This window comes from Paenibacillus sp. FSL R5-0341 (assembly GCF_037975235.1).
Lineage (GTDB): Bacteria > Bacillota > Bacilli > Paenibacillales > Paenibacillaceae > Paenibacillus > Paenibacillus amylolyticus_A.
This window is the reverse complement of sequence record NZ_CP150241.1, coordinates 4,163,629-4,178,517: the sequence shown is the minus strand read 5'-3', so window position 1 is coordinate 4,178,517 and position 14,889 is coordinate 4,163,629. Positions and strand designations below refer to the sequence as shown.

The 14,889-nt window shown below is 44.1% G+C and carries 16 protein-coding genes; 13 read left to right on the top strand and 3 right to left on the bottom strand.

The window, feature by feature from the left end; all coding sequences use genetic code 11:
* The first annotated feature begins 81 nt into the window (after positions 1 to 81).
* The 6 genes from MKX75_RS18735 (at position 82) to MKX75_RS18710 (ending at position 4,411) form a co-directional block, all read left to right on the top strand.
* A complete protein-coding gene (locus MKX75_RS18735; protein WP_017687652.1) occupies positions 82 to 882 on the top strand; it encodes a segregation/condensation protein A in 801 nt (266 codons plus the stop codon).
* Entirely contained in the window at positions 851 to 1,507 is a 657-nt protein-coding gene (scpB, locus tag MKX75_RS18730; RefSeq protein ID WP_339166374.1) for an SMC-Scp complex subunit ScpB, read from the top strand. The genes MKX75_RS18735 and scpB overlap by 32 nt, the downstream gene beginning before the upstream one ends.
* Before the next feature lie 187 nt (positions 1,508 to 1,694).
* Positions 1,695 to 2,426: a DUF2953 domain-containing protein gene (locus MKX75_RS18725; RefSeq protein ID WP_339166373.1), complete on the top strand. Its 732-nt coding sequence runs from the start codon at positions 1,695 to 1,697 to the stop codon at positions 2,424 to 2,426.
* Positions 2,427 to 2,571: 145 nt separating this feature from the next.
* Positions 2,572 to 3,054 (top strand): GerW family sporulation protein, encoded by a 483-nt coding sequence (gene ytfJ / locus MKX75_RS18720; RefSeq protein ID WP_339166372.1) that lies wholly within the window; start codon positions 2,572 to 2,574, stop codon positions 3,052 to 3,054.
* Between the two features lie 161 nt (positions 3,055 to 3,215).
* Positions 3,216 to 3,638 (top strand): phage holin family protein, encoded by a 423-nt coding sequence (locus MKX75_RS18715; RefSeq protein ID WP_339166371.1) that lies wholly within the window; start codon positions 3,216 to 3,218, stop codon positions 3,636 to 3,638.
* Positions 3,638 to 4,411 (top strand): N-acetylmuramoyl-L-alanine amidase, encoded by a 774-nt coding sequence (locus MKX75_RS18710; protein WP_339166370.1) that lies wholly within the window; start codon positions 3,638 to 3,640, stop codon positions 4,409 to 4,411. Before MKX75_RS18715 ends, MKX75_RS18710 begins: the two co-directional genes overlap by 1 nt.
* 390 nt (positions 4,412 to 4,801) lie before the next feature.
* On the opposite strand, the gene MKX75_RS18705 is transcribed toward MKX75_RS18710, so the two are convergent.
* From MKX75_RS18705 to MKX75_RS18695, 3 genes are all read right to left on the bottom strand, one after another.
* Positions 4,802 to 5,029: a hypothetical protein gene (locus MKX75_RS18705; RefSeq protein ID WP_339166369.1), complete on the bottom strand. Its 228-nt coding sequence runs from the start codon at positions 5,027 to 5,029 to the stop codon at positions 4,802 to 4,804.
* A gap of 175 nt (positions 5,030 to 5,204) precedes the next feature.
* Entirely contained in the window at positions 5,205 to 5,474 is a 270-nt protein-coding gene (locus tag MKX75_RS18700) for a hypothetical protein (protein ID WP_339166368.1), read from the bottom strand.
* 183 nt (positions 5,475 to 5,657) lie between these two features.
* Entirely contained in the window at positions 5,658 to 6,398 is a 741-nt protein-coding gene (locus tag MKX75_RS18695; protein ID WP_339166367.1) for a GT-D fold domain-containing glycosyltransferase, read from the bottom strand.
* A 217-nt stretch (positions 6,399 to 6,615) separates the two neighbouring features.
* Between MKX75_RS18695 and MKX75_RS18690 the strand changes: the two genes are divergently transcribed.
* From MKX75_RS18690 to MKX75_RS18660, 7 genes are all read left to right on the top strand, one after another.
* Entirely contained in the window at positions 6,616 to 7,248 is a 633-nt protein-coding gene (locus MKX75_RS18690; RefSeq protein WP_339166366.1) for a hypothetical protein, read from the top strand.
* Between the two features lie 37 nt (positions 7,249 to 7,285).
* Positions 7,286 to 8,317, top strand: coding sequence for a glycosyltransferase (locus MKX75_RS18685; RefSeq protein WP_339166364.1), 1,032 nt, complete (start codon positions 7,286 to 7,288; stop codon positions 8,315 to 8,317).
* Positions 8,301 to 8,939 carry a hypothetical protein gene (locus tag MKX75_RS18680; protein WP_339166363.1) on the top strand — a complete coding sequence of 213 codons (639 nt, stop codon included), beginning with the start codon at positions 8,301 to 8,303 and terminating at the stop codon, positions 8,937 to 8,939. Before MKX75_RS18685 ends, MKX75_RS18680 begins: the two co-directional genes overlap by 17 nt.
* Before the next feature lie 252 nt (positions 8,940 to 9,191).
* Positions 9,192 to 10,013 (top strand): hypothetical protein, encoded by an 822-nt coding sequence (locus MKX75_RS18675; protein ID WP_076331341.1) that lies wholly within the window; start codon positions 9,192 to 9,194, stop codon positions 10,011 to 10,013.
* A 128-nt stretch (positions 10,014 to 10,141) separates the two neighbouring features.
* A complete protein-coding gene (locus tag MKX75_RS18670) occupies positions 10,142 to 10,621 on the top strand; it encodes a hypothetical protein (protein ID WP_076331342.1) in 480 nt (159 codons plus the stop codon).
* A gap of 20 nt (positions 10,622 to 10,641) precedes the next feature.
* Positions 10,642 to 10,974, top strand: coding sequence for a hypothetical protein (locus tag MKX75_RS18665; protein WP_211175732.1), 333 nt, complete (start codon positions 10,642 to 10,644; stop codon positions 10,972 to 10,974).
* A gap of 67 nt (positions 10,975 to 11,041) precedes the next feature.
* Positions 11,042 to 14,875 (top strand): hypothetical protein, encoded by a 3,834-nt coding sequence (locus MKX75_RS18660; RefSeq protein WP_339166361.1) that lies wholly within the window; start codon positions 11,042 to 11,044, stop codon positions 14,873 to 14,875.
* Positions 14,876 to 14,889 lie beyond the last annotated feature (14 nt).

The following is a 14,889-nucleotide window of genomic DNA, read 5'->3' as shown; positions in this document are numbered from 1 at the left end:
GCTTTGCGCAGACGAAAACGGGAAACCGGATTCGGACGGCTTAGCAGGGTTTTGTATTTTTCTGGCGGGAGGATTCGTCTAGTGACGGTAGTTACATACAAACTGGAGACTTTTGAAGGGCCTTTGGATCTGCTGCTTCATCTGATTGATAAGGCTGAAATTCATATCCAGGATATTCCCATCAGCGATATTACCGATCAATACATGGCGTATCTGCATTCGATGCAGGAACTGGAACTGGATATTACGAGTGAATTTCTGGTCATGGCAGCAACGCTGCTGTCGATCAAGAGCAAACTTTTACTGCCCAAACCACCGGTAATTGAGGATTTCGAGGATTATGATTATATGGAAGAAGAAGATTATGATCCACGTGCAGAGCTGATTGCGCGTCTGATAGAATATCGCAAGTACAAGGGAATTGCGCGTCATCTTCATGAACGGGAGTGGGAACGCAGCCTTATTTTTTCCAAAGAGCCCGAGGACTTGCGCCCCTATATGCCTGTAGAAGCCCCTTCTAACCCGGTTGAGGGATTACACACCTCTGACCTGATTGCTGCATTTCAGAAGGCGCTACGCAAGGCTGAGAAGCGTACAACTGTAACCCGGATCAAACGGGATGAAATATCGGTTAAGGACCGGATACGGGATGTCATCGGCGCTTTGGAAAGCATGGGGCCGGGAGGCAGACTTTTATTCTCGAAGTTGATGGATGAGCATATCTATCGCCATGAGATTGTCGTGACTTTCTTGGCGGTGCTGGAACTGATGAAGATGAAGCAGATTGTCTGTTATCAGGAGCGGATGTTTGAGGATATCGTTATGGAGTGGAGAGGGGAAACAAAGAATCATGGATTTTCCGAAATTGAAATCGATTATTGAAGGCCTGCTGTTTTTGTCCGGAGAAGAAGGTCTGAGTATCAAACAAATTGCCGAGATCGTCGACCAGCGAGTGGAGCTTGTAACGGACGCGATTGAGGAGATGATTCATGAATTTTCTCAGCAGGGACGGGGTGTACAGATTCTCAAGATAGCCGGCGTAGTTCAGTTGGGTACCTTGCCTGAGCATGCTGTGTATTTTGAGAAATTGGCGTACTCTCCAGCACGAACTTCCTTATCCCAGGCGGCTCTGGAGACGCTGGCTATCGTGGCATACCGTCAGCCGATCACAAGGGTTGAGATTGAAGAAATTCGCGGTGTAAAATCAGAGCGGGCCATTCATACACTTGTGAATAAGGATCTGATTATTGAAGTGGGACGAGCCGAAGCGATCGGACGACCAATTCTGTATGGAACGACCAAGTCATTCCTCGATTATTTCGGACTGGCTTCAATTAAAGACCTTCCGGAACCTGGCTTGTTCGAGGATTCGGAGAACCTGGAGGAAGAGACACAACTGTTATTCAACAAACTGGATCTGCAACAACTCGAACCGGAAAGTTCTGATCCAACAGATGATCTAAGTCAATTTGACAACGAAGACGATAATACGGATTCTTCACTTTAATTTGCAAGTTCATATTAACCGACACCCAAAGTGGGGTCGGTTTTTTTGTGCGTTGATTTAGATAGACGGTGAACAGGACCGTTTCCAAACAAATATGAAATGGGATTTTTAGGTCAGACGTGAATTTTTTCCTATCCAGAGTGCCATACTAGACGAGAAAAGAATTGAGGGCTTGGAGGTAAGGCCTGTGTGGATTTGGCTTGGAGGAATCGGTTTGTTGTTCGCATTGCTGATTGCCGCAGTCCTCATCTCAAATGTTCATGTACATTTTACATTCAGTAAACATAAAAGTGATGATTATGCCAATATTAATGTTCGTCTTCTTTATGGAATTGTACGGATTAACTATGAAATCCCGAGTATTGTTTTTCGCAATATGAAGGAAGGTTTCCTGGTCAAGACCGAACAATCCATGAATCATTCCAGAGGGGAAGCCCAGGGAAGTGAACGGGTTAACAAACGTAAGGTCAAGAAATGGACCAAAGATTTAAAAGTTATGCTAAGGGCGACCGATGCGCTCAAGCTGTGGCTCAAGCAAACACTCACACGTGTACATATGACTCAATTGTCTTGGTCTACCCACATTGGTGTTGGTGATGCAGCATATACAGCGGTGCTGACGGGCTGGGTGTGGAGCATCAAATCCATTATCATTGGTTTTCTCACCTATCAAATCCGTTTCGATGATACACCCGTGCTTCAGGTTATGCCGGTATGGTCAGACGAGATGGAGTTCAAAACAGAGCTCGATTGTAGAGTAAAGATTCGAATTACAGCCCTTTTAGTTGCTTGCGTTACGCTACTTACCCGTGTGCTCCAAGTTGAAGGCGGATGGCGGATGTGGTTCAAACTTCTTCAGGAACAGCGCCGCAGACATAAAGAGAAGCAAAAGAATAAGCTTAGTGGGACCACACTATAACTGTCCATCACAGCTACTTTGTTTTGAAAAGAAGTTGTGAGTTCGGTGAGTGTACTTAAAATGCTTATTTACATAAGTCCCTTCAAGTTTGGGGATGATATGGTTAGATCAAACCTAGCTTACATTGAAACTGGAGGGAATTTAAATGTCAGATCATCCAATTCAAGGCTTAATGGAAACCGCTATGGAAAATATCAAGGCCATGGTGGATGTCAATACAATTGTTGGCGATGCAGTCGAAACACCAGATGGTACCGTGATTCTGCCAATCAGTAAGGTAGGATTCGGATTTGCTGCCGGTGGTAGTGATTTTCACGTTAATGGAGAAAGTAGTGGCAAAAGTGGAACTACGGGTTCCTCCACTGAACATGCCAGTTCAGCCAAAGTGGCTTCTCCGTTTGGTGGCGGTAGTGGTGGTGGTGTATCCATACGTCCTATCGCGTTCCTGGTCGTAGGCAAACAGGGCGTTCACATCGTGCCGCTCGATAATTCAACACATCTATTTGAGAAACTCATTGACTCCACCCCTTATGTTTTGGACCGAATTCAAGGCATGTTCCAACGGAATACAACACCAACGAATACTACAGGTGTACCCGTTACACCAGATCCATCAACGTATAGCTGAATCATTTCGTCATGATCCCTCCCGCATCCCAGCGAGAGGGATTTTTTGCTGTTTGTTCAGCGAATGGTGAATGCTTTTTCGGTGGTTTCGAATTGCATGAGACTTATGTCTATGATCCGCCTAACCTATACATGAAATAGGTTATTGAAGGGGGAACGTTAATGCACAGAGACACTGTTTTTATGGTTTTGTTTGGTTGGCTGCTATCGGCAGTCGTGTATTTGGTAGGGGGAATTGATCACCTGTTTATTGCAGTGACCATTTTTGTGGGGCTGGATTACATTACAGGGGTGCTGTCTGCATGGTATAGGAAGGAGTTATCCAGCAGGGTTGGATGGTGGGGGCTTGCTCGTAAGTCATTGACATTTGTTTTTGTCATTATTGCACATCAACTGGATATGGTTGCAGGCAATTCCAATGATTTTATGAGAGATGCGATGTTAATGTTCATTATCGGTACGGAAGGAATCAGTATATTGGAGAACCTGGGGAAACTGGGCCTTCCTGTACCGAAGTTTATCACTTCAGCACTCTTTAAGCTTCGAGGCAATGAAGATCAAGTTGAAGACAAGGAGAAGATGTAATGATACAGATCACCAAGGATTACATACCTGTTAATAAATACAGTCGAGCCGGATTAAAATTAAAAGCAAAACGTGGAATTGTGATGCATTATACGGCTTCTCCTGGGGCGCCGGCCAAGAACATTAGCAAGTACTTTGCAAGTCTGGCACAGCAAGATTCCAATAAAGCAGTACAAGGTCGTTATGCAAGTGCACATTTCTCGGTAGATCGAACTTCGATATATAACAGTCTCCCGGATGATGAATTAGCTTATCACTGTGGGAGTGCAACATACACGAAGGAAGCTCTAGCCAAGCTTGGGACATATCCAAACAATAGTACAGTGGGCATTGAGATGTGCATTGAAAAGGATGGCAGTATCCATGAAGATACATTTAATAACGTTGTAGACCTCGCGGTATACCTAATCAGGGAACGGGGCTTCCCACCCGTCTTCTTCACACATAAAGAAGTGGTAGGATGGAAGGAATGCCCACTCCCATGGATTAAACAACCAAATGAATATGAAAGATTTAAGCAAGCAGTACATACAAAATTAAACCCGCTGCAAGAAATAGCAGTCACGGAGGATGATGAAATGAATACTGTTCTGGATTACGCACAATGGGCCTGGAATGAACTTGATCAGTATATTGGAGATGCCTACAACGACAAAGTAATTGAAGATTGGGCATGGGTAGAGAAGGTACGTAAGAAGAAGTTGACTTATGGAGAGTTATTGTTGCTGAAGGTTTTAATTGATGAGCGCAGACGTAAAAAAAGCCTGACCTAAAGTGCATCTTGAAAAAGGGCTATACCTGCCTGTTTGTTAACCAGGAGTTAAAGTGAGCTGGATCTTTCAAAAAATAAAAATGTTGTATAATCACGATATGATCAGGATACTCAAATTCATATTGGGTTTGAATTGAGGAATCATCGACGACTCCAATAACAGCGGGTTGATTCGTTTCGATCACATGTGTTGGTTTGGCTGGGCTCATACAACCATCCTTTCGTTTATTAAGTCAGAGTCAATAGGGGCGATGGAGATTGCCATGTTCCCTAGATGACCTATACGAGGCAGGATGGAGAAGGTTAAGCTGAAGTGGCAAAACTGGTTGAAAAATTAAACATAAAAAAGCAGAACCCCACGTCATTGACATATGGGGTTCTGCTTATGAAATTACTCTTTTGAGAACGTGTCCAGGGCCTCATCTGTAAGATGGAGTTCTGCGAAAGCCCTGCATAACTTTTGGAAAGATCTAATCGTATTTGTCTCGTACAACATCTCAATAGGATCAAAGCCTAACATGACAAGCGAATCCACAAGTTCTGTCTGATCTACTTCAGTATGATGGAGCGCTTCAAGCATGGTCTCAATAACTGCTAAAAATAAAATGGCTTTATTCACTGTCTCGATTGGTGTCCCCTCCTTCGTAATACTACTAGAATAAGCGGAGGCGGACGGAAAATAACGAGAAAGTCCAATTTCTCAGTGATGGATCTATTCAATCTAAAAGTGTGGAGAGAATAATTGGTTGATGTAAATTAAAATCTGATGATAAGCTCTCCCCTTGTATGTAAGATTAGGCCTTTTCGTTTACTTCGTGGATAATGGAATCAATTAATTCATCATCAATTAGGGTGCTAGCTTTTTCGAGTGCCAATAGAATACCTTGCCGTTGTTCAAAAAAGACTGTAGACAGGATGGGGGCAACCTCATCTAGATTAATCTTCCCGGCTTTGACCATACTGATCAAGGCAACAACGATCTCATGTCCCTCTACGTTACCTTCCATAAATCTTGTTCTTAAATGAGTTGCTACTATTTCGGTCTTTGACTGCGAGTGCGCCATTACATTTCCCTCCAACGGTTTGAATATCTTAGCAGAGCTCCTCTTCATGCAAGTTTAAACCAGGTTAGATTAGGAGTTATCTTAACAATAATAAGGCAGATAGTTTAAATTATCAACAGCCACTAAGGGGATAAAATTCGATTAGAATCATAGTTTTATCCAGTAAAAAAGACCCGAAGAGGGTCATTTTTTGGGTCTGCCTTCCCAATAGTCGGGAAATCCGTTGTAATCCCATGCGTTCAGATTTTCAGTGTCGGCTTGAATGGCAACATCTGCTCCAGAACCAAAATCCACACCTACGGTGTGCAGTTCTTTCGCCTTAATAGCCAGTACTTTGCCGGGTGCACCTGCGCATATCAGAGCGAGCTTCCACGGTGTCTGTTGGTAGATATGTTCCATTTGTTTCGATGCCATGCTCACATGAGACCAGGAGGGGCAGTCTACCGTTCCGACGATACTTGTCCACCCGTATCTCCGCTCCAGCACTTCTCGATATTGCTCGGCCTTGGCTCCGCAGATCAGAATAGGCATATTCTTGAATGTTTCATAGAATAACCTGAATCTGGCGATGTAATTATTCTCAAAAGCATAGAAGGTCTGCTTCGGTTTAACCTTGTAATAGGCAAGGCACATATCGAATAACGGCTTGAAATACCAGTAATCTGTCTGGATCAGGTGTCCGACGTAATCCGCTTTTCGCAGGCAGTGTACAATAATTTCTCTTGCACTCGCATTGGGTAAGGTTATCCCGCAATAGGTAGGATCGTTCAACCAGCCGTAATGAGACTTGATGAAATCCATGGTCAGAACGGTATCGTGAGCCAGAATAGTGTTGGAAGCATCCCCAAATCGAACAGAAGCATGGGCTTCTCCATCAGAGGCCATTTGAAACCAGTTACGGATTAACTCGACACTCCCGAGCATGCATGTCACCTTCTTCCCATGTGTGAATAATAGTTTCTTCGGTATACATATTCATCAACTCCTTCTGTACTAGAATAGGAAAAATGCTTCGTTCTCTCTCTTCTTTTGAGGAATTATCCCTTTTTTGTTCAACGTGCGAAGGTTATTAAGGAACAGTCTAGACTAGGTAAAAAAGGAGAGGGGATGGACTGTGAAAAACGTATTTATAGGTAGTCCTGTGCGAAACCGAGCTTGGATTATGGAACGGCACCTGCAATCACTTGAGCAACAAACAGTGCAGAAGCAATATATGTACATCTTGAATGATAGTGAAGATCAGACGGAGCACATCCTTGATGATTATCAGATTCCTTATCTGACTCACAATCTGGGGAGAACATATGGTCATATGCGTGGACAATATTCCTATCACAATCTGGCGTTGTTGAGAAATATGCTTCTGGATGAGTTTCTGAAATCGGACAGTGATTATCTGTTCTCAATTGATACGGATATCATCATTCCTGAGCATAGCCTGCAGCAATTAGTAGATAATGACAAGGATGTATGCTCCATGCTTATACGAAATCATCCAAAGTTGAAGGCTCATAATGCCATGATTGACGGAAAACATATACCTGAATTCAAAGCGGGCTTGTTCCCGGTAGATCTGACAGGTGCCGTATATTTGATTAAGCGTGAAGTGATCGAAGCAGGCGTGCGATATGGTTCGCATCCAACAGGTGAAGATGCACCATTTTGTGAGCAAGCTAGAAGATTGGGGTTTGAACTGTTTGTAGATACTCGGTTGCGTCCCGTTCATGCCTATGCGGAAGGGGTGGAGTTGATTGCTCAATTGGCTGCTTCGTAGAAAACAACGAGAAAATCCGGTTTTTGAAAGTATAGAAATGACCATTGTTTACCCGCCCGCACTTGACTGGAACCTCTTGTTCCAACGTCCTCAGCAATTGATGACCGCTTTCTCCAAAATTCCAGGTATACGGGCTATCTTTATCAATGAAGAAACGTACAGAAAGCAGAGCCGTCCGATTGAAAAGTTAAATGAGGATCTGTACCTTGTGCAAAAAGGTGTGAACTACGATCACCTGGTCAAAGGAAAAAAGGTGCTCTGGTTCTCCAATCCAGGCCAGTATAATTATTCGGATGGACGGAAGTTTGATTTTACCGTATTTGATTATCTGGATAATTCGGCTGATGAGTTTGCTGTGTGGAAATCCTGCATCCCGAAATGTTTTGACCGTGCAGATCTTATTGCGACGACCGCCAAGGTGATGTACGAGGCGCATAAACATGACGGCAAACCAATCTTTATGTGCCCTAACGGGGCAGATTACCAACATTTTGAGAAAGCGCGGGCAATTCTGCCCAAACCGGCGGACTTCCCCGATGTTCATGATGGGCAAAAGATTGTGGGTTTCCACGGGGCAATGGCATCATGGGTGGATTATTCTCTGATTACCGCTATCGCAGATCAAGGTTATCGTGTTGTTTTGATTGGAAACAATGCCCTCTATCAAAAAAATATTGTGCATCCCAATGTGACTTGTCTTCCGCATAAAGATTATAAAGTACTCCCCGCCTACATTGCTCAATTCGATGTCTGTATCGTGCCATTCAAGCTGACAGAGATGATCCGGGGCTGCGATCCAATCAAGTATTATGAATATTTGTCTGCGGGCAAACCTGTGTTGACCACGCGTATGGAGGAAATTGTTCATAAGTACAGCGATGTAACTTATTTTATGAATCAGCATAATTGTGGATTGATGTTGGAGAAAGCGATTCGTGAGAATAGTGCTTCCAAAATTGCGGCAAGAGTAAGGGTGGCTATGTCTAATAGCTGGGATGGCAGGGCAATGGATGCCGTGAAGATGATTAATCAGGTCATAGGAGGTATGAGAAATGAGAAAGATATTTAAACGAATGTTTGGTAGCCAATCGACTACACCGACGATTGAGCTTGAAGAAATAGAGATTGACGCGACGGAGTTCAATGTTACGACCTACACCCCAAACACGGATACAACGATTGTATATCTGCCTGCGATCGATTTCCATAGTGAACGATTCGGGCGTCGACCACAACGACTGTTAAAAGCACTCGCGGAAGTAGGCTACAATGTAATATATATCAACTCCAGTGATGAGTTCTATCAAGTAGATGCCTTGGAGTATCCATATCCGGAGCTTGCAAACTTTGTTGTAGCCCGTGTGGGCCAGAATGTCCGTACGCTGTTTCGAGGTGATCGCGTGATCTATTGGGTGAACGATAGCCGGCTGGCAAGTTCTGTCGAGACAGCATATCCTGATCTGGTCGTATTTGATTCGTTGACCGATCCGGATCAGTACGAGAAGCACAAACACAAGATGGAAGCTGTTGCAGATGTTGTGTTCATTACACCCGAGAGAATCTATGAGCATGGCAAATACTGCTCACATGTTCATCTGGTTACTGCCGATGAATTTGAGATTAAAGAACGTGCAGAACAGGTAGCGCAAATTATAGATGCTTTGCCAAACAGAACGGCCCCTCTGATGTAGGGGTCTTTTCTTTGACCTTATAGGCGGTTGTTCCATTTCCAAAGATGACGGGGCTAATCGTGCTTCAATATATTTCGTTTACATTATCGTTAGGGATTGAAGATAGCGTTCTACACTATAAAAAGCAGAGACGGCGAATAGCCAGACGGGTTAAAGAAGGATCTCCCGATCATGAAGTCCTTTAACCTGGTCCAGACTTAAGCAAGTCTCCGTAGCTAAAATTACATACTATACTAAGGAGTGGACTGTTCAATGGCTAAAAAAATGATTATCAAAGGTGTAGGTACGTTCATGGCTAAACGCCTTCCAAAAGATCCGATGGGCGCAATTGAGGTAGTTACTCTGGGTACCCTGCAAGATCTGAAAATTGACCTTAACGTGGAGCTTGAGGATATCTTTGGTGGTGACGGTCTGTTCGCCATTGATGTACTGGTGAAGTCCAAATCGATTGAAGTATCGGCAACAGATGCCAAATTCGATCTGGATGCGATCCAGCTGATGATGGGTTCAACGGTACAAGAGCAAGTGAAGTCTTATGTATGGGTGCTGAATGAGCAGTCTACAGTAGCTGCAGGCGTATCCAATTCTGGCTTTGCTGAAGCCAAACCGAAGCATGCAAGCAAAATCTATGAAAAGAACGGTGGCATCACGGTTCGTCTCAAAGATTCCAACACGTTGCTGAAACAACTCACTTCCAAAGGAACGGCTGTGGAACCAAATGCGTTCTTCTACGACGAAGCGAATGGTGTAGTCATCCTGAATGCTGCGCATATCGATAAAGAGGTTGTACTGAATTACAAACGTGAAGAAATTGTAGACATGGTTGATCTGTTGGTTGACGAAGTACCATTCCCGATCTCTGTCATTCATCACGGTACGTTCCAGCAAAAAGATGGTTCGTATGCAGGTGTTGAAACCGAGCTGTACATGTGCCGTGCAAAAGGAACATTCAGCATCAATGCCCAGCGCGCTGCCGCTTCTGCATCTGCAATCTCCTTGCAGATTCTTGATCCTGAACGTGCTGACGGAAAAATCGGCAGTATCAAACGCTTCAGTGCACCAAGTAAGATCTAATAACTAAATAAGGTTGATTGCTCCTGGCAAGGTATCAAACGGCATCTGTGTCCTCCCCTTCACAGAGCCTTGCCTTGCCAGGTTTTTTATTATATGGGGGAGAATGTCCTGGGGAGGTTTTTAAATTCATGGAAACAGAACAAGAAAAAGCCGAGCGTGAGCTTGCGGAAAAGCTGAATGAGGAAGCGGCCAAACGAATCAAAGATGATCCGGAAAACAAACGGGTGACTCCGGAGGAAGTGGAGGCTGCTGAACGTGCATTCTTTGAAGATGATGAGATTATTACGCTGCGGGATCGACGGAAATATCGTATTCCGCCCTGTAACCTGAAGGATGCCCGCCGTCTGATGAAGTTGCTGAAAACGGTGAATATCGATGCCATTATTCTTAACTTCATTCCGACTGAGAATGATGAACTGGACGAGAAGCGGCAGCAGGATTTATTTGATGTATTGGCAATGGCATTCAAAAACTATCCACATATCGTGACCAAAGATGAGCATGGTGAGTATATCATCAATCGAGAATATCTGGATGAGTACCTTGATCTGAACACAGCTCGCAAAGTCATTGATATGCTCATAGGGCTCAATGGTTTAAAAAAGTAGAACGCACCGAGGGGGAGTCTTTGGAGGGAACCGAAATCCGTGATACGGAAACACAGGAACCCGTTCACTGGGGAGAAATCTTCTTCACCCTCCATAAACACTGTGGGCTGAACAAGTGGGAGATTTGGGAGTACACACTCCCTCAGGTTGCGGAGCTGTGCAAGTCAGCCGAGAAATATATTCAATTTGAGATTGAACTTATGACAGCACCTTTCCGCATGTTCGGTGGCGGTGGAGGCGAGGAAGTCGAAGAGGATGGCACCGTCAGACGTAAAAGAACCTTCAATGATGAGGATTACACGGAGATATCAGAAGATGATATCGGTATGCTTGCACAAGCGCTCGGAGGATAAGAGAGAGACATCCCGTTTTGCCTAAATGCAGGTAGAGCGGGATTTATGCATAAAGGCGGTGATTCTTTTGACTGAAACAGAAGGACAAGGAGATAAACATTCCTTAACACAAGAAATATTAACGGATATGGATCAATTAACTGGACAAAACGCAGCGCTGAAAGGTAGATCCCCGTCAGGTGTTAGCACGTTGGTTAGACGTGTGGAGACAATCAGAAGTGATATGCAGTCGCAAATGATTGAAACGCTGACTAATGATTTGGAGCACTTTTATCGTGAAGCTTTCAGTGAGATGAAGAATGTGTCGGTAGCTGGATCACAGGAGTTGATAGACTCCGTTATGAATACGATGAAATATATTTCAGCAGGTGAAACCAAGGGGTATTCATCAACACTACTCAAGAAATCCCTTGACTCGTCGCAACAGTTGGATCAACAGATGACCCGGGCCAACCAGAATTTCGAACTTAGATCGTCTGGAACATCGGATGATAGTAGACAATACACACAAACGGGAACAATCAAAAACCTGCAACGAATTGCACTGCAACATGGTATGGATCAGGAAGATGTAGGTCTTGCTTATCGCATTGGTTCTCGTAATTATGATCATGCATCTGAAGCTGTCGCGTTTGCTAAAGAAGTAGCCAGGCTGCATTCAGTGGGCAATATGGATGTAGAACAGACGGCAACAGATCTGGAAGCTGTTACTTCGGCAAGCGGAAGCAGTGGCTTTGAGCTGTCCCAAGTCACAGACATGATGATCAGAGCTTCAACGATGTTGGATGTTAGCATTCAGGATTTGATGGATATGATGCGTCAGACCATTCCGATGGCTGATAACCCTGATGGAACGCTTGCACAAGAGGATGCATTAGCCAACTGGATTAGTAAGGCAGCTATGTCGGTTCAGGCAAATGGAGATATGGTTTCGCAGAAGGCTTTTGCATCGAATCGAGTCATGTTCGATCTTCTTGCTGAACAATTGAAGACTGTGGATGCAGACGCGTCGATCCATCAGCGCACCGGTAGTAGAGACAATCTTCAATTCCGGCAACGAGAGATCGAAATCGCATTTCAGATTGCAACGCATGAGGCGATGCAAGGGTTGAAAGAGGAATTTGCCGAGCTGGGTGATTATCTTAACGCAGTCATGCGGTTAATTGGAGATCGTACGGGTGGCATTGTTGATCACATGGAACTGCTTAACCGAATTATGGATGAAGTCGGTGTTCAGGTTGCGTGGGATAAGTTCGGTGAAGTGATGAATGAAGGCGATCAGAAACAGTATGCTACTACAAAATCAGAGCCAGGGAAAGTTGGAAATACGGGAAGCGATGTTCCCGAGCGACTTGGAGTCACGGATGTGCAACGTGCTGGTGTAGCACAGGAAATGGGCAGACAGCAGAGTCGTCTGCAGACTCTGCATCATCGCAGAACAGAAATTCAAAGTAGGGTCGCCTCCAAGCAAGATGATGTACTTCAGGCTCGGACTAACCGAGATCATCAACATAAAATGTACAATCAGGCTATACAAGATGGGGATACAGCGGCTTCTTCCATTCATGCAGAAGAACGTGACGAAGCTGAGAAGCGAGTCAAAACGTATAGTCGAGAACTTCTTTTGTTGCGAGAAGAAATGCACTCTCTCGATATTCAGATCGCGAAGACGAAGCGAAGTCTTGAGTTTCTAGGCCAAGAACTAGATGACACGAGTAGAGCAATGATGCAACTTGAACACCAAGCTAGAGTTTTGATGATGGCGATGGATGACATGGATCTCGATGCGGTTGAACTACGAAATAAGTTATATTTTCTAAACGCTGAGTTTCAATACGGTTCAACCGATGTTCAGCGCTACGAATCCGAGATTCAGAAGCTGCGTAAACAGTCAACTCTATTGAATGACGTTCTCTCCACATTGAGAACCGAAGTCAATGAGTTAAATGCCTCTTTTAGAAAGGGCATGATCGATGCTACAGCATACATATCCAAACTGAAGGAACTCGAACAGGTTCAGCTCGCGAGTATGATGGGTGGTCCAGGAGGATTTCTAGTTGTTCCAGGAGCAGGAGGCGTGGAATCTTCTGTTAAGGATGACAAGAAAGAATCCAAAAACAAAACCTTTGTAGCTCGTCATGAAGACCTGATCAAAGATGTCATGAAAGACGCGATAATGGATGAATTCAATCCGGGGGGCGACTCGAAGAAAGGGAATAAAAATACACCCAAAAGGGGCCTTCTTTCCAGGTTTAAGGATATGAAAGACACAGGCAATCGCAAAGCATTTTTTGACAGCAATGCCCCAATGCGTAATAAAGATGGAAATATTCTTCGAGATAGACAAGGTAATTCGATTACTCAGCGTGACATCAATGCGGAACAAGCTGCCCGTGGGATTAAAACACCCGGAAAATTTTCGAAACTAGTCAAATCCGGCGGGAGATTATTGAGGCCTTTAAAAGCTGTACCAGCACTTGGTTTAGCGATGACCGCTATGGATGTCATCTCTGGTCTTGTCGATCCATTGAACAATATGGGTAAGTCAGAAGCGGAGAAGCAGAGTATTCGTGCTACCAATAAAGAAGAGTTGGCCAAAGATTTCAAGGATATGGAGCAGTCATCTTTTGTAGGGAAAGTGTGGAAAGGGTTAAACCTGGGGATGGATGCCGCTGTGTCCGGCACAATGAGTTCAATATTTGGAAACAATGCTACCAATAACAAGTTCGGGGATTACTGGAAGGGATTTAAGGCGGTATGGAGTGAAGACGGCGGAGATGCAGTTGAGAAGAAACTGGGCAAGGAATACAACTACAAGCAGGAGAAAAAAGAAGCCCAGATTCAAATGGATAAAGAGTCTGGAAAGCCGCCTGGGGATAAAACACAACAACAACCGCAGATACAATACATTCAACCTCAAATGCAGTACATACCTGCTGCGGGCGGAATAGGCACCATTGCCAACGGTTATACGCCTCAGCCACAGAGTAATGGCATTGATGAAATGATCGCCAAGATTAATCGGCAGCTTAACAAATCGACAAGTGATAACGAAACCAATTACCAAGTCACTCGATCCCGTCTGTTGATTAGTGGTGTTCGCGAAGATTCTGGTCAGATGCGCGCGCTAATGGAGAAATATTTGCAAGAGAATATCAAGTTCTTCGATAAGGCTATTGCAAGTTTACAGAAGACGTACGACAAGATGGCTGAAGGTAAGGATAAAGATGAACTGGGCCTAGAGATCAATGAGAAGAAACAGCAGAAGGCACAATCAGAGCTTGAACTGAATGGTGTCAAAAACAGCCAAATTGATGAGCTTAGACGCAAGATGAATGATCAGTTTGAGTTGACGCAGTTGGATTATGATAAACGAATGTATGATCTCCTGGCGGCTAATGGGGGTAAGGAAGATGCACCTGAATTAATTGCATTGAACAAATCCCGTGCATCTGAAATGAACTCACAAATAAGTTCGATCAAGCAAGATTGGAATAATTTGCTAAATAGTGGATTGTTTAAACCGGGCACGGATGAATATATGCAGATTTTTAAACAAATCCAGTCATTGAGTGTAGAACAGTCCAAAAATTTGTATGAAATTAGGAAAAAAATGGATAAACCGATATCTTCATTCAACATTCCAGCAGGTCTTAAGGTCATGGATTACTTTGACTACATGACGACAAACAATACACATAAAAGTGTGATGGTTGGCTCGGGTGATGTCACGGTTCACGTGAACATCGACAATATGACAGGCAGCACAAAAGATGTGGAGAGACTGACATCTACGTTGGACAAGACACTACGGCAGAACAGTCCTGGTATTGCAAACCGAATGGCCAGCAATGTTGGTGCGGGAATGGGAACTAATCATATCCCTAAATATGGTAGATAAGGAGGAAATTTGAT

Excerpts from the sequence above, each read along its gene's own strand:
- scpB (WP_339166374.1), top strand. The coding sequence starts at position 851 with ATGGATTTTCCGAAATTGAAATCGATTATTGAAGGCCTGCTGTTTTTG.
- ytfJ (WP_339166372.1), top strand. The coding sequence starts at position 2,572 with ATGTCAGATCATCCAATTCAAGGCTTAATGGAAACCGCTATGGAAAAT.
- MKX75_RS18715 (WP_339166371.1), top strand. The coding sequence starts at position 3,216 with ATGCACAGAGACACTGTTTTTATGGTTTTGTTTGGTTGGCTGCTATCG.
- MKX75_RS18710 (WP_339166370.1), top strand. The coding sequence starts at position 3,638 with ATGATACAGATCACCAAGGATTACATACCTGTTAATAAATACAGTCGA.
- MKX75_RS18700 (WP_339166368.1), bottom strand. The coding sequence starts at position 5,474 with ATGGCGCACTCGCAGTCAAAGACCGAAATAGTAGCAACTCATTTAAGA.
- MKX75_RS18695 (WP_339166367.1), bottom strand. The coding sequence starts at position 6,398 with ATGCTCGGGAGTGTCGAGTTAATCCGTAACTGGTTTCAAATGGCCTCT.
- MKX75_RS18685 (WP_339166364.1), top strand. The coding sequence starts at position 7,286 with ATGACCATTGTTTACCCGCCCGCACTTGACTGGAACCTCTTGTTCCAA.
- MKX75_RS18680 (WP_339166363.1), top strand. The coding sequence starts at position 8,301 with ATGAGAAAGATATTTAAACGAATGTTTGGTAGCCAATCGACTACACCG.
- MKX75_RS18675 (WP_076331341.1), top strand. The coding sequence starts at position 9,192 with ATGGCTAAAAAAATGATTATCAAAGGTGTAGGTACGTTCATGGCTAAA.
- MKX75_RS18670 (WP_076331342.1), top strand. The coding sequence starts at position 10,142 with ATGGAAACAGAACAAGAAAAAGCCGAGCGTGAGCTTGCGGAAAAGCTG.